This is a genomic window from Pseudomonas mohnii, from assembly GCF_900105115.1.
Taxonomy (GTDB): Bacteria; Pseudomonadota; Gammaproteobacteria; order Pseudomonadales; family Pseudomonadaceae; genus Aquipseudomonas; species Aquipseudomonas mohnii.
In genome coordinates this window covers 3,386,651-3,410,820 of the sequence record NZ_FNRV01000001.1, presented here as the reverse complement: position 1 = coordinate 3,410,820, position 24,170 = coordinate 3,386,651, and the positions used below count along the sequence as shown (strand labels likewise).

The window sequence follows — 24,170 nt, the reverse complement described above, 5'->3', positions numbered from 1 at the left end:
GCTGTTTATTCATAAACCGGCGTGTGCGGCGATGGCGGCGGCGATGGCCAGGGCCAGCTCTTCGGGTTTGCGCTTGATCGAGTAGTTGGTCAGTTCAGGGTGGCTTTCAACGAAGCTGGTGTTGAACTGGCCGCTACGGAATTCCGGGTTACGCAGGATTTCCTGGTAGTACGCGGCGGTGGTCTTGACCCCTTGCAGACGCATGTCGTCGAGGGCACGCAAGCCACGGTCCAGCGCTTCTTCCCAGGTCAACGCCCACACCACCAGTTTCAGGCACATGGAATCGTAGAACGGCGGAATGGTGTAACCGGTGTAGATCGCCGTGTCGGTCCGCACGCCCGGGCCGCCGGGAGCGTAGTAACGAGTGATCTTGCCGAAGCTCGGCAGGAAATTGTTTTTTGGGTCTTCGGCGTTGATCCGGAACTGCAGGGCGAAACCACGGTGCTGGATATCTTCCTGCTTCACCGAAAGCGGCAGCCCGGAGGCGATGCGGATCTGCTCGCGAACAATGTCGATGCCGGTGATTTCTTCGGTGATGGTGTGTTCCACCTGCACCCGGGTGTTCATTTCCATGAAGTACACCTCGCCCTCGGCGAGCAGGAACTCCACAGTGCCGGCGTTCTCGTAACCCACAGCCTTGGCTGCACGCACCGACAGGTCGCCGATGTAGGCGCGCTGTTCAGGGGTCAGTTGCGGGCTCGGGGCGATCTCGATCAGCTTTTGGTTGCGACGCTGGATCGAGCAATCACGCTCGAACAGGTGCACCACGTTGCCAAAGCTGTCGCCAAGAATCTGCGCTTCGATGTGTTTCGGGTTGACGATGCACTTTTCCAGAAACACTTCCGCAGAACCGAAAGCCTTGGTGGCTTCGGAAATGACGCGTGGGAAGGCTTGTTCGAGTTCTTCGCGGCTGTTGCAACGACGAATGCCGCGACCGCCACCACCGGAAGTGGCCTTGAGCATCACCGGGTAACCGATACGATCACCCTCGAGCAGGGCCTCTTCGATGCCCGACACGTTGCCTTCGGTGCCTGGAGTCACCGGCACGCCTGCCTTGATCATGCTGCGGCGCGCTTCGGTCTTGTCACCCATGCGACGAATGACTTCAGCCGATGGACCAATGAATTTGATCCCGCGTTCGGCGCAGATGTCCGCCAGTTCGGCGTTTTCCGAAAGGAATCCGTAGCCGGGGTGCAGCGCATCGCAACCGGTTTCCACAGCCAGGTTCACCAGCTTGCGCGGGTTCAGGTAACCGGCCAGCGGCTCGGCACCGATGCTGTGGGCTTCGTCCGCACGCTTCACATGCAGGGCATGGCGGTCGGCGTCGGAATAGATCGCGACCGAGCGAATGCCCATTTCGGCGCAAGCACGCACGATTCGTACGGCAATCTCACCACGGTTGGCGATCAGGATCTTTTTTATCACTTGGAGGTTCCCATGAGCCGGTGGTACCCACGACCTGCTAGACCAGGTCGACGCGTGACCAAATGTTTCAATCTGGTCGCGGCCCCACACTAGCCCTCGCAAGGAATTAACAAAAATGAATAATTATTGGGTCATGCATAAGTAAAGACTTATAGTTGAAACATCTGCCGGCGAAGAGAGCGACAAAAAAATGCGTAAGTCATTGATGCGTATGACATTGCGTCAATTGCAGATTTTCAATGAAGTCTGTGACCTGAGGTCCTACAGCCGTGCAGCCGACGAAATGTCGCTCACACAACCGGCCGTTAGCCTACAGATTCGGCAACTTGAGGAACTGATTGGTCAACCTTTGTTCGACTACGTCGGCAAGAAACTCTACATGACGGAAGCGGCAGAAGCCCTTCAACGCGCCAGCCGGGACATTTTCGGGCGCCTGGAAAACCTCGACATGCAGCTCTCGGACATGCAGGGCTCGCTGCAGGGGCAATTGAAGCTGGCGGTGGAATCCAGCGCCAAGTATTTCGTTCCACACCTGTTTGCCGCCTTCAAGCGCCAGCACCCGGAAGTGAACCTACAACTGACGGTGGTCAACCGCGGACAGGTGATTCGACGCCTGTCGGACAACCGCGACGACCTGGTGATCATGTCGATGGTGCCGCAGGACATGGGCCTGGAGTTCTTGCCGTTCCTCAACAATCCCATCGTCGCCGTGGCGCCGCCGGATCATCCGCTGTGCCACATGGGGCCGCTGCGATTGCAGGATCTTGAGCCCTACACACTGCTGATGCGCGAGTCCGGCTCCGGGACGCGACTGGCTTGCGAAGAGTATTTCAAAGAGAAGCGCGTGCACTTCAACCAGACCCAGGAAGTCTCGTCAGCCGAAGCCCAGCGTGAATGCGTATTGGCGGGTCTGGGCGTGGCGCTGTTGACGCGCCACGCCCTGAACCTTGAACTGGCGACCGGCGGATTGATCGAGTTACCGGTCGAGGAGCTGCCGCTGTATCGCAGCTGGTGCCTGGTGCAGGCCAAGGCTAAACGGCTGTCACCGGTGGCTCACGCATTCCTTGCGTTCATTCGCAGCGAACGCGTACAGATCAGCGCGCTGGTTGAGCGTTTCGACGGGAAGCTGTCGATGCAGCCTGCCAAAAGTTGAGTTCCGGATCTTCAGGAAAATCACCAATCTCGGCCAGAAGCTGACGGCGTTCACAGCGATCTTCGATGGCGCGGCGAAATTCCATGCGGCGCTGATCTTCTTGCTGGCGACGGGTTTTGACAGCGCTGTTGCGTTCTTCGTAAGGCAGGGCCATTTCGAGTCTCCCAAGGCGAGTACGGGAGCTTCAAGATAGGCGCGGGGGATGACGCTTTGGCGGCTCTGAAGTTACAGACTGATGAAAATTTGTCGGTCGCCGCGGCACCCGTGGCGAGGGAGCTTGCTCCCTCGCCACAAAGTCCACGCCAACCTTGAAATCATTCGTCCAGTGCTTTCACCGACTTGGGCGATAACCGCAAGCCGCGAAGGCTGCGCTTGACGCTCTTGAGGTGATTGACCAGGCTCGGGCCACGGGCCATGGCCACCCCCATCGCCAGGACATCGATCACCACCAGGTGAGCAATACGCGAGGTAAGCGGTGTGTAGATTTCGGTGTCTTCATGCACATCGATCGCCAGGTTGACGGTCGACAGTTCGGCCAACGGCGTCTGACTCGGGCAAAGCGTGATCAATGACGCACCGCTTTCACGCACCAGGTTGGCGGTGATCAGCAAATCCTTGGAACGTCCAGACTGGGAAATACAGATCGCCACGTCGGTCGGTTTCAGGGTCACCGCCGACATTGCCTGCATGTGAGGGTCGGAATAGGCCGCAGCCGTGAGCAGCAAACGGAAGAACTTGTGCTGGGCATCCGCCGCGACCGCACCCGATGCGCCGAAACCATAGAATTCCACGCGCTGAGCCTGTGACATCAGCGTCACGGCTCGCTGCAACTCCAGGGGATCGAGCTTCTCGCGAACCTCCATCAAGGTGTGCAACGTGGTGTCGAAAATCTTCAGGCTGTAATCAGCGACCGAATCGTCTTCGTGGATCGCGAACTGCCCGAAGCTCGCGCCAGCCGCCAGGCTCTGGGCCAGCTTCAGCTTCAGGTCCTGGAACCCGGAGCAACCGATGGCGCGGCAAAAGCGCACGATGGTCGGCTCGCTGATGCCCACGCTATGGGCCAGATCAGCCATGGAACTGTGCATCACGGCCGCAGGATCAAGCAGCACGTGGTCGGCGACCTTGAGCTCCGACTTGCGTAACAGGTGGCGAGACTGGGCGATGTGTTGCAGCAGATTCAAAGGGGTGGACTCTTTGTTATGGGCAAGCGCCGGGGGATGTAGCAAGCTTGTAGTTATACTACATGAAACGGCTTTTTGCCTGCTCAATGCGTAACCAGATCCCTCGATTTCACGTGCCTGCGCTTCATGTAGCAGTCCTGCCTGATGCTTGAAGCAGCCCCTTGCCTCCCCTTTTCGCGCTCACTACGGTCTTCAGCCGGCTAAGTGATGGTTCATCCCGACTCGCCAGAACAATAAAAACAATATACATAACCTTACAAACACAACTTTATTTTATTACCCGCAATCAAACTTTGCTCGATATATTAACTCCGCAGGAAGCAACAACAATTAATTAAAGGAACTCTATATCATGAGCATTAAAACCAAGAACTGGACCGCACAAATCGATCGCATGCCTGGCGCCAAATCTTTCCGCACCTTCGGCACTGTGACCGTTGCCCATACGGGCATCACACCCAAGCTTGAACTCAGTCCGATACAGGACAAATCCTATGACCTTAGCCTGGATTTGAAACTTGAAACTTCCAATCAGATTTCTTTACAGGTCGAGACCGACAAACTTGTCGAATATAAAGTATCTGGCGAATCCTATGTCACCGGCGTCAGTATCTTTCACGACGGAAAGTTAATTCACCATATCGATGAAGTTCTGATGACCCACTAAAAACATCATATTCCCGATTTCCCGTCGGCATTCAAACCTGCCCGACGGGAAATCTTGCCATTCAACCGACGAATTGCTCCCGCAACAGGATCGCCAGGCTCTCCGCCTCGATGGGCCGGCTGATCAGATACCCTTGCACCTCGTCGCAGTGCTCTTGCTTGAGGAATTCAAGTTGCTCCTGACGCTCGACCCCTTCCGCCACTACCTTCAACGACAAGCCGTGAGCCATGGCGATGATCGCCCGGGTAATCGCCGCGTCCTCGCTACCCTCCCCCAGGCCTCGAATGAACGCCTGATCAATCTTCACGTAATCCACCGGGATGCGCTTGAGATAGCTCAGTGACGAATAGCCGGTACCGAAATCATCGATCGCCAGCTTCACGCCCAAATCACGCAGCTGCTGGAAATTCGCGATGATGTGCTCGACGCTGTCCAGCAACTGGCTTTCGGTGAGCTCCAGCTCCAGGTAATGCGGCGCCAGACCGGTTTCCTCCAGCACCTGCCGAACCAGGCTGACCAGTTTGCCCTGACGCAGTTGATACACCGACAGATTGACCGACACCCGAATAGGCTCAAGCCCCTGTCGCTGCCACTCACAGGCCTGCCAGCAGGCCTGACGCAACACGAATTCGCCAATTGGACCGATCAGCCCGGTTTCTTCCGCCAGCCCGATGAAGTCTCCCGGCGGCACGCGGCCCATGGTCGGGTGGTCCCAGCGCACCAAGGCCTCGGCAGCATTCAGCTTGCCCGTGGCAAGACACAGCTTCGGCTGGTAGAACACCATCAACTGATTCTCATCGATGGCTTTGCGCAGCTGGTTTTCCAGCTGCAAGCGCTCCAGCGTGCTGGCTTGCAGGCTGTCGGTGTAGAACTGGAAATTATTGCCGCCCAGATGTTTGGCATGTTGCATGGCCATGTTCGACTGGCTGACCAGCGCGGAAATCTCCCGGGCGTTGTCCGGCAACAGGCTGATGCCCATGGATGAGCTGACCACCAGTTCATGGCCATCGATGGTCAACGGCAAACGCAACTTATTCGACAAGCGCGTCGCTACCCGCGCCAGGCTCGAGAGGTTGCCGTAGGAATTGAATAACACGGCAAACTCGTCGCCCGACAAACGCGCAATGGTGTCCGCCTCGGGCAGCGCGTTGACCAACCGCCGAGCCATTTTCTGCAGCAACTGATCGGCGACTTCGTGGCCAAGACTATCGTTGAGCTGTTTGAAGCGATCCAGATTGATATGCAGCAGTGCCAGGCTGCGATAGCCGCCCTGGCGCACTCGCTGATGCGCTTCGCTGAGCCGTTCGCGGAACATCGCCCGGTTGGCCAGGCCCGTCAGTTCGTCGTAATGGGTCAGATAGCGCATGCGCTCTTCGGATTCTCGCCGCGCCGAGAGATCGGAGAAGAAGCCGACAATATGGCTTACCTTTCCCCGAGTATCGCGCACAGTGCTCAATTGCAGCCATTGCGGGTACATCTCACCGTTCTTGCGGGTTTCCACCAGTTCACCCTGCCAGCTGCCGTATTGCTCCAGCGCCTGGTGAATCGCTCCGTAGTGTCGGCGCGCATCGCGACTGCAGGGCAACTCGACGACGTTGCGCCCCAGCATGTCTTCGATCTCATAGCCAGTCACGCGGCTGAAGGCCTGATTGATGGCGATCAGGGCGTAATTCGGATCAAAAATCACAATGCCCTCGCTGGCCGCCTCGAACACCGTCGCCGCCAGTTGCTGCTGCTCTTCGAGCGCCTTGCTGGCACTGATGTCGCGACGGGTGCCGACCATGCGGATCACCCGGCCGTTTTCAGCGCGTTCCACCGCTCGCCCGCGATCTTCGATCCAAACCCAGTGGCCGTCGGCATGACGCACCCGGTATTCGATCTGGTAATCCTCGGTCCGTCCCTTCAAATGTTCGACCAACGCCTTTCTCAGCGCCGGAAGATCGTCGGGATGCAGGCGTGGCTTGAGATGACGCAGCATGGCCGTCACGTATTCCGGCTCCAGGCCGAACAGCTCCTGAATCTGGGTGTGATGGACCTCATCGGTTTGCAGGTTCCAGTCCCATAGCCCCAGCTCACTGGCCTCCAATGCCAGGGCCAGTCGAGCCTCACTCTTGCTCAGCGCCTGGTTGGCGGCGTCCAGCTCAAGGCTGCGTTGTGCAACACGGCTTTCCAGGCCGGCCTGAATTTCACGCAGTTCGTTTTCGGCGCGACGGCGCTGCTCAACTTCGCTAGCCAGCTTTTGATTGAGCTGGTCGCTGCAGTTTTGCGCCTGCTGCAAATGCTCGATCAACGCTTGATTCTGGAAGCGTCGCAATAACTCTCGATCGATCAGGCGGTTGACCTGCCAGGCCACCACGCTCAGGGCGCCCAACAAAATCAGGCCGAACCAGCCCCAGCCTTGCGCCTGCTCATCGCCGCCCCAGAACAGATAGGCGATGGCCGGCAACAAACAGGGCAAAGTGAACGACAGGAACCCCGGCAGGCTGACCGCATAGGCCACACTGGCTGAGAGTGCCGCGGCGCCGATCAGACCGAAAACCCAGGCCTGCTGGATGAAGTTATCGGCGGGAACCAGCGCGATGCCCGCGCCAGCGAGGGTCAAGCCAGTCAGACCGGAGCCCAGCAAAAACATGCGTCGCCAGACGGGATGCGCCTGACGGTTGGGAATCGCCGAATCGAAGGCGGCGACCTGAATCACGCGCAAGGCCACCAGGGACAGCAACCACACCATCCAGACACTGACCAGGAAGTACCGCTGCGGGCTCCAGAGCAACCCGGCGCAGACCAGACCATTGATCAACATGAACAATGTCGGCAGCAAAGAGCCCTGATAAAGCAGACGCGTGCGTTCGACCGCCATTTCCATGGCGTATTGTTTACGGATAACCCGAGGCTCCACTGTGGGGCCCGACAGGTGGGAGCTGAAGATCATAGGCAATATTCTTGTTCTTATAATGACGAGCACAGGCCCGAAACGTGAACGGAGCATACACAAGCAAATGCCCGGACCAAACAGCTACAGGTTAAAAAACAGTCAAAAGTACGACCACCCGTCTCGGGAGTAAAAGCCGCTGGGCAAGGCCGGCCAGCGCCTGCGGACAATGACTGACCGGTCGTCCCGCGCGCCTCTTTCATCGGCAAAAACAAAGCGGGGTTTGCCCGGTGTGACGCAGCCCCCTAGAATGCCCCGATGCGCGATGATCTCTCCCTTCTGCTGAACTCCCTCAACGATGCCCAACGGCAGGCCGTAGCAGCCCCCGTGGGTCGTCAGTTGGTCCTGGCCGGTGCTGGTTCCGGTAAAACCCGAGTGCTGGTGCACCGTATCGCCTGGTTGATACAGGTCGAAAACGCATCGCCTCACTCCATTCTGTCGGTGACCTTTACCAACAAGGCCGCTGCCGAGATGCGTCATCGCATCGAGCAGTTAATGGGTATCAACCCGGCCGGCATGTGGGTCGGCACCTTCCACGGCCTGGCCCACCGCTTGTTGCGGGCGCACTGGCAGGAAGCCGGGCTGAGCCAGACCTTCCAGATTCTCGACAGCGACGATCAGCAGCGACTGGTCAAGCGGGTCATCCGCGAGCTCGGCCTGGACGAACAGCGATGGCCGGCCCGTCAGGCCCAATGGTTCATCAACGGGCAGAAAGACGAAGGCCTGCGTCCGCAACACATTCAAGCCAGCGGCGACCTGTTTCTGGCCACCATGCGCAGCATCTATGAAGCCTACGAGGCCGCGTGCCTGCGCGCCGGCGTCATCGACTTCTCCGAACTGCTGTTGCGCGCACTGGACCTGTGGCGCGATCACCCGGGACTGCTGGCGCATTATCAGAAGCGCTTCCGGCACATTCTGGTGGACGAGTTCCAGGACACCAACGCCGTTCAGTACGCCTGGTTGCGTCTGCTGGCCAAGGGTGGCGACAGCCTGATGGTGGTTGGCGACGACGACCAGTCGATTTACGGCTGGCGTGGCGCGAAAATCGAGAACATCTATCAGTACTCCGAAGACTTCCCGGACGCCGAAACCATTCGCCTGGAGCAGAACTACCGCTCCACCGCCGGGATTCTCAAGGCCGCCAACGCCTTGATCGCCAACAATACCGGGCGCCTGGGCAAAGAGTTGTGGACTGACGGCGGCGAAGGCGAAGCCATCAATCTGTACGCTGCATTCAACGAACACGACGAAGCCCGCTACGTTGTCGAAACCATCGAAAGCGCGCTGAAAACCGGCCTGGCCCGTAGCGATATCGCCATTTTGTATCGCTCCAACGCCCAATCGCGCGTTTTGGAAGAAGCCTTGCTGCGTGAGCGCATCCCGTACCGCATCTATGGTGGGCAGCGCTTCTTCGAACGCGCGGAAATCAAGAACGCCATGGCCTACCTGCGCTTGCTTGAAGGTCGAGGCAACGATGCGGCACTGGAACGGGTGATCAACGTCCCGGCCCGTGGCATTGGCGAGAAAACCGTCGAAGCGATTCGCGACCACGCGCGCCACAGCGATGTGTCGATGTGGGAAGCCATGCGTCAGCTCGTGGCCAACAAGGGCCTGACCGGTCGCGCGGCCAGCGCTCTGGGCGCATTTGTCGAGCTGATCGAAAACCTCGCCGCCAAATGCATGGAGATGCCGCTGCACCTGATGACCCAGACCGTCATCGAGCAGTCCGGGCTGATTGCGTATCACGAAGCGGAAAAAGGCGAGAAAGGCCAGGCCCGGGTCGAAAACCTTGAGGAACTGGTCAGCGCCGCGCGCAACTTCGAAAACAGCGAAGAAGACGAGGACCTGACGCCACTGGCGGCGTTCCTCGGTCATGCGTCGCTGGAGGCCGGGGATACCCAGGCCGACGAGCACGAAGACAGCATTCAGTTGATGACCTTGCACAGCGCCAAGGGCCTGGAATTCCCTTATGTGTTCCTGGTGGGCATGGAAGAAGGCCTGTTCCCGCACAAGATGAGTCTGGAAGAGCCCGGCCGTCTTGAGGAGGAACGTCGCCTGGCCTATGTCGGCATCACCCGGGCCATGCAGAACCTGGTGATGACCTATGCTGAAACCCGACGTCTGTACGGCAGCGAGACCTACAACAAAGTCTCGCGTTTCGTACGCGAAGTGCCGAAAGGCCTGATTCAGGAAGTGCGACTTTCCAACAGTGTCAGCCGTCCTTTCGGTGGTAACCAGTCGATGAGTGGCAGCAACCTGTTCAGCGGCAGCGAGATCCCGCAGACCGGCTTCAGCCTGGGGCAGACCGTACGCCACTCAGTGTTTGGCGATGGCGTAATCCTCAACTTCGAAGGCGCCGGGGCCCAGGCCCGCGTGCAAGTGAACTTCAGCGAAGGCAGCAAGTGGCTGATGTTGGGGTATGCGAAGCTGGAAGCGATCTAGCTTTTCAGCAGGCCGACATTTGAATTTAAGGTGCGATGAGATGGGCTCAGGCTTCTTTTCTTCCTGGACATTCTGGGCCCTGTTATCGGCGGCATTCGCGGCAATGACGGCCATTTTCGCGAAAGTCGGCATTGAAAACGTCAATTCCGACTTTGCCACCCTGTTGCGTACCATCGTGGTCCTGGTCAGCCTAGCCTTGATTTTGTGCGCCACGGGCCAATATCAGTCACTGGGATCGATTTCCACCAAAAGCTATCTGTTCCTGCTGCTGTCGGGACTGGCCACTGGCGCATCGTGGATTTGCTACTTCCGCGCGCTCAAGGTCGGCCCTGCCTCACTGGTCGCTCCGGTGGACAAACTCAGCGTGGTGCTGGTCGCGGTGCTCGGCGTGATCCTGCTGGGTGAAAAACTCGACCTGCGCCAATGGGGCGGAATCGGTCTGATCACGGCCGGCGTTGTCATGCTGGCGTTGCGACGCTAGAGATCTTCCCTACAGAACTTATCCACTTATCCTACAGACCAAAGTTAACAGGCCTTATTGCGTTGACTAAAGCTGAATGAAACCTGTCAAGCAAAAGCCCGAAACACTCTGCCGCTAGCCAGTAACACTTCAGCTGTGCAACATGGCGCGCGTGCCCTCCACAAACGGGAATTCCCTTTATGAAACGTTTTCTTAGCATCGCCATGGCGCTGTGCATTGGCCTGACGATGAGTCTCGACGTCAATGCCGCCAAGCGCTTCGGTGGTGGCAAAAGCGCCGGCGCGGCGCCGACGCACCAAACCAGCCAGATGGCACCTTCTTCTCCAGGCATGGGCGGCGCTGCTGCGACCGCTGGCGCTGCAGGTGCCGCGGGTGCCGCAGCCAAGGCCGGCGGTGCTTCGCGCTGGCTCGGCCCTCTGGCCGGTATCGCCGCCGGTGGCCTGTTGGCGTCCATGTTCATGGGCGGTGGCTTCCAGGGCATGCAGATCTTCGACATCCTGATCATGGCGGTCATCGCCTTCCTGATCTTCCGCTTTATTGCCGCTCGTCGTCGCAAGCAGCAGGAGCACATGGCTCCGGCAGGTTACGCACCCATGCAGCGTGAAGTGTTCGAGCAGAAGCCTGCCGGCGGCTCGATCTTCGGCGGTTCGACCGCACCGGTTGCTGCACGTCCGGTGATCAATGCGCCAGCCTGGTTCAATGAAAAGAACTTCATCGAAGCGGCCCGCAACCATTTCCAGTCCCTGCAACAACACTGGGATGCCAACGAAATGGACAAGATCGCCGAGTTCGTGACCCCGCAAATGCTGGATTTCCTCAAGCGCGAACGTGCCGATCTGGGCGACGGCTTCCAGTCCACCTACATCGATAACCTCGTTGTACAACTGGACGGTGTGGACGATCGCGCCGACAAGACCATCGCCACCCTGACCTTCAGCGGCGTGTCGAAAACCTCGCGTTTCGACCAGGGCGAAGTGTTCAGCGAAAGCTGGAACATGGAACGTGCCCAGGGCGAAAACCAGCCTTGGCTGGTGGCCGGTATCCGCCAGAACGGCTGATTGACCTACGCGCCTTACGTGCAGTAATAAAAAACCCCGGACTCGTCCGGGGTTTTCTATTTCACGGTTGCATCTATAGCGAGCTACTGTATAAACCGCCCCATATAAACCGCGCCATTCAAGCAAGAGGATCCCGGACGTGGAAGAAATCATCGAACAGCTGCGTGAAGCCAATGAACCGGTACCGGTCCCCTTGGAGTTGCCGGACGAAGATCTGCTGGTGGAAATCGAAGAACAGCTGTTCATCGACATTCCCTTCGTCTTCAGAGAGTTTCTGCTGACCGTCAGCGATGTTGTCTACGGCAGCCTGGAGCCGGTGACCGTCACCGACCCACAATCCCATACCTACCTGCCGGACGTTGCCGCCAACGCCTGGGACGCCGGCGTTGATCGCAGCATGATTCCAATCTGCCAGGACGGTGATGACTACTACGTGGTCGAAGAGGATGGCACCGTGGCGCTTTGGCAGGCCGAAGACGAGCTGCTCGCCGAAGAAACCTGGGAATCGGTTTGGCACTGGGCGCGGGACGTCTGGCTGGAAAGCTGAGTGCGCAGACGCCCCCAACGGGTCAGTGCCCGGATGAATCCTTGTGATTGTCCAGAGTATCCAGCAACGCAATTTGCATCCTGGTGTGGACACGGATAAACCAGCGCCACAGCAGCGCCGCCACGGCAGCTGCGACCACGACGATCAGCATCAGCAACTTGTTGGTCGGCAGAATACTGGCCGACAAGGCTGCCAACAGCAGGAAGATCACCAACAGCGAGAGGATCGGGATGACTTCTGCAATCACCCGACGCACTCGCTGTGTGTGGCGCCCGGCCATCTCCGGCTTCACGCCCATTTCCGCCAGCAACATCGACAGTGCCTTGAGCTTGCGATACGCGGCAATCAGGAAGGGCAGCGACAATAGCAGCGCTCCACCCCAGATCAGCGCCTTCTGCCAGCTCGGATCGCTGATCAGATCTTGCACATAGGCGGACACTTTCTCGGCGAAATAAGCGCCGGCGAAGAAGATCGCGATCACCAATGCCAGATTGACCCCAACTTGCAGCAGAATTCGTCGAATCATCGATGCCAGCAGCGCACCCTCGCCCTGCGGCTGGATGCTGCGAAGCCATTCGCCATACATCCCCAGTACTCGCCCCAGACGCTGCGGCATCACGGCGGCCAGCTTGATCGACAAAGGATCGGCCGCGCGAATCAAATAGGGTGTCAGCAGCGTGGTAATCACCGATACCGCCACCGCCACCGGATACAGGAAGTTGCTAGTCACCTGCAGGGTCATGCCCAGGGCAGCGATGATGAAAGAAAATTCGCCGATCTGCGACAGCCCCATCCCCACCCGCAGTGAGGTGCGTCCGTCATTGCCGGCGATAAAGGCGCCAAGACCGCAGGACAACATCTTGCCGAGCACCACGGCGACGGTGATCACCGCAATCGGCCAGGCATATTGCAGCAGGATCATCGGGTCCAGCATCAACCCGATGGCGACGAAGAAAATCGCACTGAATAAATCGCGAACCGGTTCGATCAAGCGTTCGATCTTCAGCAACTGCCGGGACTCGGCCATGATTGCACCGATCAGGAACGCGCCCAGCACCATGCTGTATTCGAGTTTGACCACCAGCAGGCAGAAGCCAAAACACAGGCCCAGCACCGTGATCAGCAGCATTTCATTGCTCTCGAATCTGGCCACATAGGCCAGCAATCGCGGTACCAACAGAATGCCGATGACCAGCGCGACGATCATGAACAGCGAGAGCTTGCCGACCGTGGAGAACACTTCGCCGGAGCTGACCGTGCCGCTGACCGCGATACTCGATAGCAAAGCGATGATGCCGATGCCCAGAATGTCCTCGACGATCAACACCCCGAAAATCAGCTGCGCAAAGCGCTCGTTCTTCATCTTCAGATCGTTGAGCGCCTTGACGATGATGGTGGTCGAGGAGATCGCCAGGATCGCGCCCAGGAACAGCGAATCCATGGTGTTCCAGTCGAACCATCGGCCTATCTCGTAACCGATCCAGATCATCAGCACGATTTCCAGGAACGCCGCGATAAACGCTGTGGCGCCCACCTTGAACAACTTGCGCAGACTGAACTCCAGACCCAGGCAGAACATCAGGAAAATCACCCCCAGCTCCGCCAGGGTCTTGATGGTTTCTTCGTCGTGGATCAAGCCGAACGGCGGGGTGTGTGGGCCAATGATGAAGCCGGCGACGATGTAGCCCAGAACCACCGGTTGCTTGAACCGATGAAAAAGCACGGTCACCACACCTGCGACCAGCATGATGACTGCCAAATCCTGAATGAAACTGATGGCATGCATGGTGTGAGGCTCCTTGACTGACATCGCTCAATCGGACGCAGGAAAAGTCTGATCAAGCAGGGTAATAAATCCGCTTTCCGCGTAGGAATTGCCCTTGGATATGGGCTTTTGAAGGGTAACACCGCGACTTCCGGCAGAAAGGCAGTGCAATATAAGGAAACAGATCGATCCGGCGTGACGGCGGCGCACGCTGCGGCGTCCCGATAACGTTGGTTTGAAAAAACCGTACAGGCACCCGCAGAGGTGCGTCCCCTCAGACCTTGCCTTGACCCGTGAGAATGCTATGGAACCCGGAAACGCCCAGCTGTCGATGACGGTATTGATGACCCCTGACATGGCCAACTTCTCTGGCAATGTTCACGGCGGGACCTTGCTCAAGTACCTCGATGAAGTGGCCTACGCTTGCGCCAGCCGTTATGCCGGCCGTTACGTGGTGACCCTGTCGGTAGACCAGGTGATTTTCCGTGAGCCGATTCATGTCGGCGAACTGGTGACCTTCCTCGCTTCGGTCAACTACACCGGCAACACTTCGATGGAGGTGGGCATCAAGGTCGTGACCGAAAACATTCGTGAGCGCTCGGTGCGCCACACCAACAGCTGCTTCTTCACCATGGTCGCGGTGGATGACCAGCGCAAACCCGCAGCCGTGCCGCCCCTGCAACCGCAAAACAGTGAAGACAAGCGTCGCTACATGCAGGCTCAACAGCGCCGGCAGATTCGCCAGGAACTGGAAAAGCGTTATCAGGAAATCAAGGGCGACGCCTAAGCCGAAGGATCGCAGCCTGAGGCGGCTGCGATCTTTTTTGCCGCGATCCGCTTACAAACTGATCGAAGTCGCTTCAAACCGCACCCGCGGATGGGCAATCCGGTCCTGCGCCCGCACCAGTTCCAGTTCATAACTGGCGCAGGCCTGGGTTTCCAGCAACACCTCATGCACCGCCGACGCGGCGAACTCGAAAGCGGCCACCAGGCTGTCGCCCAATAGAACGCGGGCCAGGAACAGCCCGGAGGTCAGGTCGCCAACACCCACCGGCTGACGCGGGAACGCCAGCAGCGGACGCTGCAAATGCCAGCTGCCTTCTGCGGTCACCAGGAGCATCTCGAAGACGTCCGGCGTTTTGCCGGGATAGTCCAGATGCTTGACCAGCACCGCCTTCGGACCGCGCGTCAGCAACGCTCGCGCCATCGCCAGGCAGTCGAACAGCGACTGCGGCTTGCGCCCCGAAAAGCTGTCGAGCTCCAATTGATTCGGGCACATGAAGTCCGCCACGGCGGCAGCCTCTTCCAGCAGGAAATCACTGACTTCCGCCGGCACGCTGCAACCTTTCTCCGGATGCCCCATCACTGGGTCACACAGGTACAAGGCCTTGGGATTCATCGACTTGATCCGCGCCACACCCGTGAGGATGGCCCGGCCCTGGGCCGCACTGCCGAGATAGCCCGACAACACCGCATCGCAATTGCCCAGTTCGCCAATCGCCGCGATACCTTCAACCAGGTCGGGGATCTGATGAGGCGCCAGCACTTCGCCGGTCCATTGGCCGTACTGGGTGTGGTTGGAGAATTGCACGGTATTGAGCGGCCATACATTTACCCCGACCCGCTGCATCGGGAAAACCGCGGCACTGTTGCCAGCGTGGCCGAACACCACGTGGGACTGGATAGCGAGCAGATGGGGTGTACGTTTCATGCGGTGAGTTATCCGTAAAACGATTGAAATTCGAGCCGCGCAGTATGCGACTAAACGCAGCCTGTACGACAGACCGGCGACGCAGTTAAGCTGACACTATCTTGTTGGAGCACCCTGTTGATGCTGACCCTTGGAAATATTTTCGTGCTGATGTTGTTCGCCACGGCGGGCGCTTGGCTTTGGCACAACCACGGCCTGCGCGAACGAGCGCTGGAGCGGGTCAAGCAGCATTGCGGCAAACTCGGAATCGAGTTGCTGGATGGCAACGTGGCGTTGAAAAAAATCGGCTTCATCAAGGATGCCAGTGGTCGTCGGCGCCTGGCCCGTGTGTATAACTTCGAATTCACCGTGACGGGCGAAACTCGCCACAACGGCACCATCACCCAGTTCGGCGCCCACAGTGCGCAGATCGAATTGGCGCCCTACCCGGCACCGTTCGACGACACGCCACCGGTGGTCGATGTAGCGAGGCCCAGTGCCGAAGTGATCGAACTGAGCCATTGGCGGCAAGAACACAGCAAATGGCGGCCTTGAGCGCGGGCGAGTTAATTCCCGCTCAACCGACACCCGGCGAGGCTTTGCTGCAGTGAGTCGACATCCTGCGGCGCACTGAAAATCAACTCGATCCGCGAATCCTGCCGCCACTCACTGGCCAGCCATTGCAATTCGGCATTGTCCAGCGCATTTGCCGAGACCCACCCCTCGACACTGTGGATAACCAACTTCGCCCGCCGCCAGTCCAGGCTGGTAAGCCACCGGGATACAAGCGTCACATCGAATGTCTGGCTCGGATGCCAGCGCCAGCCGATGCTCCAGCCGCCCTCCTGTTCCTGACTCAAACAAATTGGCAGCGCCGGATCGCTCCAGATTGCCGGTATTTGCGCCAGCCCCCTGGGCATCACAAAGTTATCCACACCCGCCGTTCCCTGAGCCGCCAGTCCTGGCAGTTCGCTCAGTGGCAAGAGCGCTTGCTGCGTCCAATACAACGAACGAGCAGGCAACTGCGCAGCGATTCGCTGGCGATCACTGGCATCCAGGCCTTCCGCCTTGTTCAGCAGCAACAAACCGGCGCTGCCCAACGCGTCCTGTTGCGACTCGGGCAACGCCTTGCCGCTGGCAAGAGCCTGGGCATCGAGCACCATCACACAGGGCTGCACCGCCAACACGCCGACCCACGGCGCCTCGCTCAACTGCCTGAGCAACTGCGCCGGATGCCCCAGCCCGGACGGTTCGATGAACAATCGATCCGGTCGCGCCTTGCGCAGCAGGCGGCCGAGCCCGATCTGAAACGGCGCGCCATTGACGCAACACAAACAGCCCCCGGCGACTTCACCCAGTGCGATACCATCGGCGTCCTGTGTCAGCAGCGCGGCGTCGAGACCGATCTGGCCGAACTCGTTGATCAATACCGCCCAGCGCTCTCCGGCCGGGCGCTGCGCCAGCAGGTGCTTGATCAGACTGGTCTTGCCGGCACCCAAGGGCCCGGCGATGACGTGGGTGGGAATGTTCTGCAACATGATCGAGGTTTTCTGAGGAGGTAAGGATGCGGTTGAGGGGATTGTCGTTGCTCCTGACGCTGACTTGCGGCGAGGCGCTGGCTGAAGCCTGCGTCGTCCACAGTCAGGCTGAAAGGCTCGACGTGAAAGTCTGTCAGCAGAACCGCAACATCCCGGAAAAACTGTTCGCCGACGGCTTTTGCCAACCGAATCTGGCCGGACAGAAAGTCGAGGTCCAGTACCTCGACCAATGCCCTGCGGGGGCGTTCGGCGTCTGCAGCAACGCTCAAGTCGCCAATATGCCTTACCGGCAGGATATTCACTATTACGGCGTGGCCACCGATGCGGCGTATCTGAAGCCGTTTTGCGAGGCGCAGAGCCAGGGCACCTGGGTCAAACCCTGAGCCGCTAGCTCAACCAGTCGAGGGTAAGGATCAAACGACGCTCGCCTGCAGCGAGTTGCGGCGAGCGGTGAATCAACCCGAAACCTTCGTTGCCGTGCCATTTCTCCCCCTTGAGCAACGCCACGTCGCCGCTGGCGATCTGCCCGATCAGCGAGTTGTCTGAAACCTGAGGCCAATCCGTGGAGATCGGGCTCTGCTTCGTCATCGGGCATTTCCAGTGACAACGACTCGGCCAGCGGCTCGCTCAGGGACAGCAGCAGGGTCGAGAAATCCGCGATATGGGCCGGGAGCTGGCGATTCCAGACAGCGAGGTTCACATCATCGTCGAGAATGCGGGTCAAGGACTCTGGAGTGGCAGCCTGATATTGATACAAGGCGCGCGTCGCGACCGGGCTCACGCCTACGGGGGTCAGCGTCAACATCAGGCCGCCTCTTCATGCCAGGGTCCGAATGGATCTGGCAGACGTTGCCAGCCCTCGACACCGAGCGCCATTTCTTCTTCGGTCAGCAGGCAGCCATCGAGCTCGTCGGTGAGGTGCGCGAAATCGATGTTCTGGCCGATGAACACCAGCTCCTGTCGACAGTCACCCGTGGCGGCAGTCCAGTGCGCCATGATGCCGGCCGTGCTTTCTTCCTCTTGAGGCCACTGGTCTTTCGGCACGAAACGCCACCAGCGTCCGGCAAACCCGTGTCGCATCAGCCCCCCGGCCTGGGACCAACTGCCCGCATCCTTGTACTTGCTCGCCAGCCAGAAAAAACCTTTGGAACGCAGCAGTTTGCCGTTCACCCACGGACGATCGATAAAGCTGAAGAAACGCTGCGGATGAAAGGGTCGGCGCGCACGATAAACCGCAGACGCGATGCCATATTCTTCGGTTTCCGGCACATGCTCACCCCGTAACGCCTGCAACCAGCCCGGTGCCTCGGCGGCTTTTTCGAAGTCGAATCGACCGGTGTTGAGGATTTTTTTCAGCGGCACTTCGCCCATGACCATCGCGATGATTTCCGCGCGGGCGTTGAGCCGCTCGAGGATTGCCATCAACTCTTGCCGTTCGCGGCGGCTGATCAGGTCGATCTTACTGATCAGGATGACGTCGGCGAATTCGATCTGCTCGATCAACAGGTCGGTGATCGAACGTTCATCCTCCTCGCCAAGGGTTTCACCACGGGAGTCGAGGCTGTCGGCGGCCTGGTAGTCGAGCAGGAAGTTCATGCCGTCGACCACGGTGACCATGGTGTCGAGCCGGGCGATGTCGTTGAGGCTTTGGCCGCTTTCGTCGCGGAAGGTGAAGGTTTCCGCGACGGGAAGCGGTTCGGAGATGCCGGTGGACTCGATCAACAAGTAATCAAAGCGACCGTCCATCGCGAGTTTGCTCACTTCCTCAAGCAAGTCTTCGCGCAAGGTGCAGCAAATGCAGCCGTTGCTCATTTCCACGAGTTTTTCTTCAGCACGATTGAGGCGCACATCCCGTTGCACCTCGCTACCGTCGATGTTGATTTCGCTCATATCGTTGACGATGACAGCGACCCGAAGGTTTTCGCGATTACGTAGTATGTAATTAAGAAGTGTACTTTTTCCGGCACCGAGAAAGCCGGACAACACGGTGACGGGAAGACGATCGGGCATCAGGTGCTCCTCACAAGGAATGCCCGGTCAAATCGTCGGGCCTGATTAAATGTTATAATATAACCAATCAGTCGAACCACTCCCTTTTTGCCCGCGATGACAAAAGGCAGAATGCTCAAGTCCCTTCCAGCCAAGAGAAACGCCATGCCTAATGCCCTGAAATTGGCGCTGATGAGCGCTGCATTGTTGGTCGCTGTCGATGCCTGGGGGCAAATTTCGACGTTGGCCACCTGCACCCGCAGCGCCAATTTGCTGGCTTGCGTGGACGCCGATGGCAATGCCTACAGCGTCAACACGGTCGGCAGCACGATTTATCTGCGCGGGTTCGAAGCGGCCGGAAAACGCTACTGGGCACAGACCAACAGTCGTTATGGCCAACTGACGTTTTTCACTGGCATCGCGTCTGACGGCGAAACCTGGGTCGGCTATAACCGGCGCGTCGGCTGGACCACGATCAATCGGTTTTCCAGCTCCGGCGGTAGCAGTGCCAGGTTCACCTGCAGCCGAGTTGCTGGATGCTAGCCAGGCTTGGGACGTTTTCTGCGCCTGCCGCCAGGCGATGTAGCTGTGGGCCGGCGGGTTCTTCTGAAAGTTGCGCTGCAAACCTTCAAACAAGCCGTCAGCCAATGCTTGCTGATGGCGTGCCGTGACCAATCGCTGACTATCGCGGGCATTGGAAATGAAGCCGGTTTCCTCCAAGAGCGACAGCACGTCCGGAGACTGCTGTGCTTGCCTCTGTGCAGGGTGAAAGCCCGCTCGTGAAAAAGGCATCGTCGATTTCATTGTTATAATATAACATGTCGAATCAACTCCCACGATGGACCTGCCCATGAATGCGCTGACTCTGCCGGATATCGCCGCGCAGGCCGCACGCCAAGCCCTGCCACTGGAGTGGGTGGGCATGTGCGGCATTGCTCTTCCTGTTTTGTTCGATGGCCAACGCTTGGTGGCAACCGCTGATGCCGGAGTGAGCCTTGACGATGGAGAAGCACGCGGCATCCACATGTCGCGTCTTTATCTGGCGCTGGAACAACTGGCACAGGAAACGCTCTCGCCCCCTGTTCTACAGCGAGTGTTACAGCGTTTTCTCGACAGCCACCGAGGGCTTTCCAGCAGCGCATCGATAAAAATTCACACCGATTTACTGCTAAAAAGACCCGCATTGATTAGCCCGCTGGCCGGCTGGAAAAGCTACCCAGTGACCATCGAAGCGCGTTTGAAAAACGCAATGTTCCACGTGGAACTAAAAATCGACCTGCCGTATTCCTCAACCTGTCCCTGTTCAGCGGCACTGGCCCGGCAATTAATTCAGCAACAGTTCATCACTGACTTCGCCAATACCTCCCTGCAACATGCCGACGTGTTGGCGTGGCTCGGGTCAACAAACGGCATCGTCGCGACGCCGCACAGTCAACGCAGCAGTGCCCAATTGCGTCTTCGTCTGGATGACTATCTGGATGAACTGCCGCTGGTTGCAATCATCAACGACGCCGAAGCGGCCCTCGGTACCGCCGTGCAAACCGCAGTAAAGCGCGCAGACGAGCAAGCCTTCGCCTTGGCCAACGGTCAGAACTTGATGTTCTGTGAAGACGCCGCGCGCCGTTTGAACCAGGCCCTGAAACGCGCCCCGGGCATTAATGCCTTCCACATTCGAGTCGTCCACGCGGAAAGCCTGCACGCCCACGATGCCGTGGCTGACAGTCGCTGGAATTGGGAGGCCGCATGATCCGCTGCCAAGCCTTGCAATGGGGAGCGCCCGGACAACCGCTGACGCCACCGATAGATTTCGAATTAGCCAAGGGCAGCCTGACCGCCATCGTCGGGGCGAACGGTTCAGGTAAAAGCAGCCTGTTGAAAGTCATCACAGGCCTGCAAAAGCCCCTGGCTGGCAAGGTTGTGCTAGGGGTTCCACGTCGGGGCGCCCTTTCATTTCTGCCACAGCAACAACATCTGGACCGGCAATTTCCCATCAACCTGGAAGCCTTGGTGGCCGCCGGTTTCTGGGGCAGCAAGCAAGCGGCAGAGACACGCAAGCAACGCCTCGAAGCCGTGCTTGAACGTTGGCACCTGATCGGTTTGGAACAACGCCCGTTAATGGCACTGTCCGGCGGCGAACTGCAGCGTGCCCTGCTTGCCCGCTTGAGCCTCGCGGACGCGCCCTTGTTGTTGCTCGATGAACCTCATGCGGCCCTCGATGAATCGGGTCAGGCGCTGCTCTGGGAACACATTCACGCCTGGCATGCCGAGGGCCGGACGTTGGTCGTCGTCTGCCACGACCTGGCCGCCGTTCGCGAACACATGCCTCAAACCCTGCTGATCAAAAGCAGTGGGTGTGTCCTCGGGCAGAGCGTGGACTTGATCCATCAACAACCGCAAACGCAGGTGGCCTGATGCTCGCTGCCGTCGATCTTTGGCAACCCTTTCACGAGTTCGTCTTCATGCGCCGAGCGTTGCTCGGTGGCCTGACGCTGGCGTGCAGCACAGCGCCGCTTGGCGTATTTCTGATCTTGCGACGCATGAGCCTGATGGGGGACGCGGTGGCCCATGGCATCTTGCCCGGTGCAGCACTGGGCTTCTGGCTCGCCGGTTTGAGCCTCGGCGCACTGACCATCGGCGGTCTTGCCGCAGGCCTTGGCATGGCGGGTCTCGCCGCATGGGTCACCCGTCGCACCGGCCTGCGGGAAGACGCCAGCCTCGCCGCTGTGTACCCGATCTCACTGGCCAGCGGCGTACTGATCCTCGGGATGGCCGGTAAACGCCTGGACTTGCTGCACCTGCTGTTCGGCTCCGCGCTGGCGGTCGATGCTCCGACATTGACTGGCATGTTGTGGGTCTGCGGCTTCAGCCTGATCACCCTGCTGTTGATCTACCGTCCGCTGGTGCTGGACACCCTCGACCCGCTTTTCCTGCAAATCGTCAGCCGGCTCGGTCCACTGGTCCATGGCGTCTTCCTGACGCTCGTGGTGCTGAATCTGGTTATTGGTTTCCAGGCGATCGGGGCCTTGATGGTGGTTGGCTTGATGATGCTGCCCGCCGCCGCTGCGCGCTTCTGGAGCCGTCGACTGCCGGTGCTGATCGCCATTGCGGCGTTGCTCGGCAGCGTCTCGGTGTGGCTCGGTCTGCTGCTGTCGTTCCATGACTCGCTTCCCAGCGGTCCCGCCATTGTGCTGGTGGCCGGCGGTTTCTATCTGGTGTCCGTGGTGTTCGGACCGGTGCACGGATTGCTGCGCCGCCCTCCTTTGCTCACATCCCAATGAGGTATTACCCGACGCGCGCTTTACTCGTGCTGTTCAGTTTGATGGTGTCGATGTCGCTGTCCGCTGCAGAAAAACTTCAGGTGGTCACCAGTTTCAGCATCCTCGCCGACATGACGCATCAGGTCGGTGGCGAACATATCCAGATCACCAACATGGTCGGCCCGGACGCCGATGCCCACACTTACGAACCGACGCCAGATGACGCGAAAGCGCTGTTGAAGGCCAAACTCATCATCAAGAATGGCTTGGGTTTCGAACCGTGGCTGGATCGCCTGGTGGCCAGCAGTGAAACCAAAGCACCGTTGATCAGCGCCAGCCACGGCGTCATTCCGCGCTCACTGGAGGAGGACGGCGAATCCATTCCAGACCCCCATGCCTGGCACAACCTGGCGAACACCGAGCTGTACATCAACAACATCGCCAAAGCGCTGATCGCCGCCGATCCCGCGAACAAAGCCGACTACCAACGCAACAGCCAAACCTACCTGAAGCAGATCCACGCACTGCTGGCCGAAGCCAAGGCCAAGCTCGGCTCGCTTCCCCCGGGCCATCGCAAGATCGTCACGTCCCATGACGCTTTCGGCTATCTCGGCCAGGCGTATGGAATCGACTTCATGGCGCCTCAAGGCCTGTCGACCGAACGCGAACCTTCGGCCAGCGAAGTCGCTGCGCTGATCACCCAGATTCGTCAGGCCAAGGTCAAAGCGGTGTTCATGGAAAACATCAAGGACGCCCGCCTGCTCAAGCAGATCGCCGACGAAAGCGGGGCGCAGATCGGCGGCACCCTGTACTCCGACGCGCTCGCGTCGAGCGGTCAGGCCAGTACGTTTGCCGGGTTGTTCGAACACAACCTCAATACCCTCTACAACGCGTTGAGCAAACCATGATCCGGTGACCTACCGCGTTCTGGCGCCTGGCTACAAGGCCCTGAAGAACGAGTTCTGAACATGGCCGTCGGGGGCAGTGGTCGAATAGGAAGAAGGTCTAAATGACAAACGATAACCTTTACCTCTAATGTTCATGCGTGTGATCGAAGCATTTGAGAACAATAACCATGATCAAGATCACCCTCCCCGATGGTTCATTGCGTGAATACGATCAACCGCTATCCGTCCATGAGGTTGCCGCGAGTATCGGTCCAGGGCTGGCCAATGCGGCAGTAGCAGGCCGGGTGGAAGGTGCGCTAGTGGACTGCGAATTCATGATCAAGGCGAACGCCAGGGTCAGCATTGTGACGCCGCGCGAGCCCGATGGGCTGGAAATCCTGCGACGGTCCTGCTCGTTGATGCTGGCCATGGCGGTCAAGCAACTGCATTCCCACGCGCAAATGCGCACGGGCTCGGTGCTGGGTGACGGATTCTTTTGCGAGTTTGCTGTCGAGCGCCCCCTGACCTCGACCGATTTGCCCCTGATCGAAGCGCGCATGCAGTCACTGGCCGCGACCAACCACTCAATACGTCGCCGCGAGACGCCCTCTCCCTCCATGCACCCTGAGCACTTGTCGGTCTACCGCCTGGGTGACTCCGAGTATTTAACGACTGGACCGCACGTGCCCACCACCAAGGTCCTGCAAGCATTCGCCCTTGATCACATCAGCGGGACCTTGCAGCAACGGATCTACGGTACGTGTTGGTCCAGCCACCAGGAGCTGCAACAGTGGCGCCTGCCTCCCCATGTGATGGTCGTGAGCATCGATGAACGTCAGGCGACTTATGCACAATCGGTGACCGAAACCTTGCGCCGCACTGGCGTGCGCGCCGCGGCGGATCTGCGACATGAAAAAGTCGGTTACAAGATTCGCCAGCACAGCCAAACGGTGCCCTACCTGATCGTGATTGGCGAGAAAGAGCAGGCGGGTGGGTTCGTCAGTGTACGCAGTCGCACCGGTGAGGATTTCGGCAGGATGAAGGTTGAGGCGGCGTGTGAATGGTTGAAGCAACCGGGAAATGAGCACGTGTAAACGCAGCACCCTCGCGAACCCGCCTCATTCCCTGTCAGTCGGTGACATCTGCAGGAACGAGGCT

General features: G+C 59.0%; 23 protein-coding genes and 2 pseudogenes. 15 read left to right on the top strand and 10 right to left on the bottom strand.

The annotated features are described in order from the left end of the window. Nucleotides 1-9: 9 nt before the first annotated feature. On the bottom strand, nt 10-1,425 hold the full coding sequence (locus BLV61_RS15770) for an acetyl-CoA carboxylase biotin carboxylase subunit (protein WP_047535265.1): 1,416 nt from the start codon (nt 1,423-1,425) through the stop codon (nt 10-12). Nucleotides 1,426-1,615: 190 nt separating this feature from the next. On the opposite strand from BLV61_RS15770, the gene BLV61_RS15765 reads away from it, so the two are divergent. After that, nucleotides 1,616-2,578 (top strand): LysR family transcriptional regulator, encoded by a 963-nt coding sequence (locus BLV61_RS15765; RefSeq protein WP_047535268.1) that lies wholly within the window; start codon nt 1,616-1,618, stop codon nt 2,576-2,578. On the opposite strand, the gene BLV61_RS15760 is transcribed toward BLV61_RS15765, so the two are convergent. Both BLV61_RS15760 and hexR read right to left on the bottom strand, forming a co-directional pair. Beyond that, nucleotides 2,520-2,732 carry a PA3496 family putative envelope integrity protein gene (locus BLV61_RS15760; RefSeq protein ID WP_081997966.1) on the bottom strand — a complete coding sequence of 71 codons (213 nt, stop codon included), beginning with the start codon at nt 2,730-2,732 and terminating at the stop codon, nt 2,520-2,522. The genes BLV61_RS15765 and BLV61_RS15760 overlap by 59 nt on opposite strands. A 160-nt stretch (nt 2,733-2,892) precedes the next feature. Beyond that, nucleotides 2,893-3,759: a transcriptional regulator HexR gene (hexR, locus tag BLV61_RS15755; protein ID WP_047535270.1), complete on the bottom strand. Its 867-nt coding sequence runs from the start codon at nt 3,757-3,759 to the stop codon at nt 2,893-2,895. 352 nt (nt 3,760-4,111) lie between these two features. On the opposite strand from hexR, the gene BLV61_RS15750 reads away from it, so the two are divergent. After that, nucleotides 4,112-4,426 carry a hypothetical protein gene (locus tag BLV61_RS15750; protein WP_047535272.1) on the top strand — a complete coding sequence of 105 codons (315 nt, stop codon included), beginning with the start codon at nt 4,112-4,114 and terminating at the stop codon, nt 4,424-4,426. A gap of 61 nt (nt 4,427-4,487) precedes the next feature. Here the strand turns inward: BLV61_RS15750 and BLV61_RS15745 are convergent, their stop codons facing one another. After that, nucleotides 4,488-7,358, bottom strand: a complete 2,871-nt coding sequence (locus tag BLV61_RS15745) for an EAL domain-containing protein (RefSeq protein ID WP_090466313.1) — start codon at nt 7,356-7,358, stop codon at nt 4,488-4,490. A gap of 258 nt (nt 7,359-7,616) precedes the next feature. Between BLV61_RS15745 and uvrD the strand changes: the two genes are divergently transcribed. From uvrD to BLV61_RS15725, 4 genes are all read left to right on the top strand, one after another. After that, on the top strand, nt 7,617-9,800 hold the full coding sequence (gene uvrD, locus BLV61_RS15740) for a DNA helicase II (RefSeq protein WP_047535277.1): 2,184 nt from the start codon (nt 7,617-7,619) through the stop codon (nt 9,798-9,800). Between the two features lie 40 nt (nt 9,801-9,840). Beyond that, complete coding sequence (locus BLV61_RS15735) at nt 9,841-10,281, top strand: EamA family transporter (RefSeq protein ID WP_047535280.1); 441 nt, start codon at nt 9,841-9,843, stop codon at nt 10,279-10,281. Nucleotides 10,282-10,460: 179 nt separating this feature from the next. Then, on the top strand, nt 10,461-11,339 hold the full coding sequence (locus tag BLV61_RS15730; RefSeq protein ID WP_047535283.1) for a Tim44 domain-containing protein: 879 nt from the start codon (nt 10,461-10,463) through the stop codon (nt 11,337-11,339). Nucleotides 11,340-11,478: 139 nt separating this feature from the next. Then, a complete protein-coding gene (locus BLV61_RS15725; RefSeq protein WP_047535286.1) occupies nt 11,479-11,886 on the top strand; it encodes an SMI1/KNR4 family protein in 408 nt (135 codons plus the stop codon). 22 nt (nt 11,887-11,908) lie between these two features. Here the strand turns inward: BLV61_RS15725 and BLV61_RS15720 are convergent, their stop codons facing one another. Next, complete coding sequence (locus BLV61_RS15720; RefSeq protein WP_047535289.1) at nt 11,909-13,672, bottom strand: cation:proton antiporter; 1,764 nt, start codon at nt 13,670-13,672, stop codon at nt 11,909-11,911. A 283-nt stretch (nt 13,673-13,955) separates the two neighbouring features. On the opposite strand from BLV61_RS15720, the gene BLV61_RS15715 reads away from it, so the two are divergent. Further along, the gene (locus BLV61_RS15715; protein ID WP_003229693.1) at nt 13,956-14,438 is read left to right on the top strand and encodes an acyl-CoA thioesterase; all 483 of its coding nucleotides are present in this window, start codon (nt 13,956-13,958) and stop codon (nt 14,436-14,438) included. A 51-nt stretch (nt 14,439-14,489) separates the two neighbouring features. On the opposite strand, the gene pdxY is transcribed toward BLV61_RS15715, so the two are convergent. Next, on the bottom strand, nt 14,490-15,362 hold the full coding sequence (pdxY, locus tag BLV61_RS15710; RefSeq protein WP_047535295.1) for a pyridoxal kinase PdxY: 873 nt from the start codon (nt 15,360-15,362) through the stop codon (nt 14,490-14,492). A gap of 120 nt (nt 15,363-15,482) precedes the next feature. Between pdxY and BLV61_RS15705 the strand changes: the two genes are divergently transcribed. After that, nucleotides 15,483-15,896, top strand: coding sequence for a DUF3301 domain-containing protein (locus tag BLV61_RS15705; protein WP_047535298.1), 414 nt, complete (start codon nt 15,483-15,485; stop codon nt 15,894-15,896). Between the two features lie 11 nt (nt 15,897-15,907). Here BLV61_RS15705 and BLV61_RS15700 read toward each other — a convergent pair whose 3' ends face one another. Beyond that, entirely contained in the window at nt 15,908-16,879 is a 972-nt protein-coding gene (locus tag BLV61_RS15700; protein ID WP_090466312.1) for a CobW family GTP-binding protein, read from the bottom strand. 26 nt (nt 16,880-16,905) lie between these two features. Here BLV61_RS15700 and BLV61_RS15695 point away from each other — a divergent pair, with 26 nt between their 5' ends. Then, a complete protein-coding gene (locus BLV61_RS15695) occupies nt 16,906-17,262 on the top strand; it encodes an NADH:ubiquinone oxidoreductase (RefSeq protein ID WP_090466310.1) in 357 nt (118 codons plus the stop codon). 4 nt (nt 17,263-17,266) lie between these two features. Here BLV61_RS15695 and BLV61_RS15690 read toward each other — a convergent pair. Together BLV61_RS15690 and zigA are read right to left on the bottom strand one after the other, a co-directional pair. Continuing rightward, nucleotides 17,267-17,684, bottom strand: a pseudogene (locus BLV61_RS15690) (DUF1826 domain-containing protein). Beyond that, nucleotides 17,684-18,889, bottom strand: coding sequence for a zinc metallochaperone GTPase ZigA (gene zigA, locus BLV61_RS15685; RefSeq protein WP_090466308.1), 1,206 nt, complete (start codon nt 18,887-18,889; stop codon nt 17,684-17,686). Before zigA ends, BLV61_RS15690 begins: the two are co-directional and overlap by 1 nt. A 144-nt stretch (nt 18,890-19,033) precedes the next feature. Between zigA and BLV61_RS15680 the strand changes: the two genes are divergently transcribed. After that, on the top strand, nt 19,034-19,411 hold the full coding sequence (locus tag BLV61_RS15680) for a glutamine synthetase (protein WP_090466306.1): 378 nt from the start codon (nt 19,034-19,036) through the stop codon (nt 19,409-19,411). Between the two features lie 6 nt (nt 19,412-19,417). Here the strand turns inward: BLV61_RS15680 and BLV61_RS15675 are convergent. Then, nucleotides 19,418-19,612: pseudogene (locus tag BLV61_RS15675) on the bottom strand (N-acetylmuramoyl-L-alanine amidase); the annotation flags it as partial. A gap of 106 nt (nt 19,613-19,718) precedes the next feature. On the opposite strand from BLV61_RS15675, the gene folE2 reads away from it, so the two are divergent. The 5 genes from folE2 (at nt 19,719) to BLV61_RS15650 (ending at nt 24,106) form a co-directional block, all read left to right on the top strand. Next, on the top strand, nt 19,719-20,615 hold the full coding sequence (folE2, locus tag BLV61_RS15670) for a GTP cyclohydrolase FolE2 (RefSeq protein ID WP_090466305.1): 897 nt from the start codon (nt 19,719-19,721) through the stop codon (nt 20,613-20,615). Beyond that, entirely contained in the window at nt 20,612-21,280 is a 669-nt protein-coding gene (locus BLV61_RS15665; protein ID WP_090466302.1) for a metal ABC transporter ATP-binding protein, read from the top strand. The genes folE2 and BLV61_RS15665 overlap by 4 nt, the downstream gene beginning before the upstream one ends. Next, entirely contained in the window at nt 21,280-22,146 is an 867-nt protein-coding gene (locus tag BLV61_RS15660; protein WP_090466300.1) for a metal ABC transporter permease, read from the top strand. Before BLV61_RS15665 ends, BLV61_RS15660 begins: the two co-directional genes overlap by 1 nt. Then, on the top strand, nt 22,143-23,033 hold the full coding sequence (locus BLV61_RS15655; RefSeq protein ID WP_090466298.1) for a metal ABC transporter substrate-binding protein: 891 nt from the start codon (nt 22,143-22,145) through the stop codon (nt 23,031-23,033). Before BLV61_RS15660 ends, BLV61_RS15655 begins: the two co-directional genes overlap by 4 nt. 167 nt (nt 23,034-23,200) lie before the next feature. Beyond that, entirely contained in the window at nt 23,201-24,106 is a 906-nt protein-coding gene (locus BLV61_RS15650; protein ID WP_047535328.1) for a His/Gly/Thr/Pro-type tRNA ligase C-terminal domain-containing protein, read from the top strand. Nucleotides 24,107-24,170 lie beyond the last annotated feature (64 nt).

Coding starts and splice junctions, on each gene's coding strand:
- BLV61_RS15765 (WP_047535268.1), top strand. CDS start 1,616: ATGCGTAAGTCATTGATGCGTATGACATTGCGTCAATTGCAGATTTTC.
- BLV61_RS15760 (WP_081997966.1), bottom strand. CDS start 2,732: ATGGCCCTGCCTTACGAAGAACGCAACAGCGCTGTCAAAACCCGTCGC.
- BLV61_RS15750 (WP_047535272.1), top strand. CDS start 4,112: ATGAGCATTAAAACCAAGAACTGGACCGCACAAATCGATCGCATGCCT.
- BLV61_RS15745 (WP_090466313.1), bottom strand. CDS start 7,358: ATGATCTTCAGCTCCCACCTGTCGGGCCCCACAGTGGAGCCTCGGGTT.
- uvrD (WP_047535277.1), top strand. CDS start 7,617: ATGCGCGATGATCTCTCCCTTCTGCTGAACTCCCTCAACGATGCCCAA.
- BLV61_RS15735 (WP_047535280.1), top strand. CDS start 9,841: ATGGGCTCAGGCTTCTTTTCTTCCTGGACATTCTGGGCCCTGTTATCG.
- BLV61_RS15730 (WP_047535283.1), top strand. CDS start 10,461: ATGAAACGTTTTCTTAGCATCGCCATGGCGCTGTGCATTGGCCTGACG.
- BLV61_RS15720 (WP_047535289.1), bottom strand. CDS start 13,672: ATGCATGCCATCAGTTTCATTCAGGATTTGGCAGTCATCATGCTGGTC.
- BLV61_RS15715 (WP_003229693.1), top strand. CDS start 13,956: ATGGAACCCGGAAACGCCCAGCTGTCGATGACGGTATTGATGACCCCT.
- pdxY (WP_047535295.1), bottom strand. CDS start 15,362: ATGAAACGTACACCCCATCTGCTCGCTATCCAGTCCCACGTGGTGTTC.
- BLV61_RS15705 (WP_047535298.1), top strand. CDS start 15,483: ATGCTGACCCTTGGAAATATTTTCGTGCTGATGTTGTTCGCCACGGCG.
- BLV61_RS15700 (WP_090466312.1), bottom strand. CDS start 16,879: ATGTTGCAGAACATTCCCACCCACGTCATCGCCGGGCCCTTGGGTGCC.
- BLV61_RS15695 (WP_090466310.1), top strand. CDS start 16,906: ATGCGGTTGAGGGGATTGTCGTTGCTCCTGACGCTGACTTGCGGCGAG.
- zigA (WP_090466308.1), bottom strand. CDS start 18,889: ATGCCCGATCGTCTTCCCGTCACCGTGTTGTCCGGCTTTCTCGGTGCC.
- BLV61_RS15680 (WP_090466306.1), top strand. CDS start 19,034: ATGCCTAATGCCCTGAAATTGGCGCTGATGAGCGCTGCATTGTTGGTC.
- folE2 (WP_090466305.1), top strand. CDS start 19,719: ATGAATGCGCTGACTCTGCCGGATATCGCCGCGCAGGCCGCACGCCAA.
- BLV61_RS15665 (WP_090466302.1), top strand. CDS start 20,612: ATGATCCGCTGCCAAGCCTTGCAATGGGGAGCGCCCGGACAACCGCTG.
- BLV61_RS15660 (WP_090466300.1), top strand. CDS start 21,280: ATGCTCGCTGCCGTCGATCTTTGGCAACCCTTTCACGAGTTCGTCTTC.
- BLV61_RS15655 (WP_090466298.1), top strand. CDS start 22,143: ATGAGGTATTACCCGACGCGCGCTTTACTCGTGCTGTTCAGTTTGATG.
- BLV61_RS15650 (WP_047535328.1), top strand. CDS start 23,201: ATGATCAAGATCACCCTCCCCGATGGTTCATTGCGTGAATACGATCAA.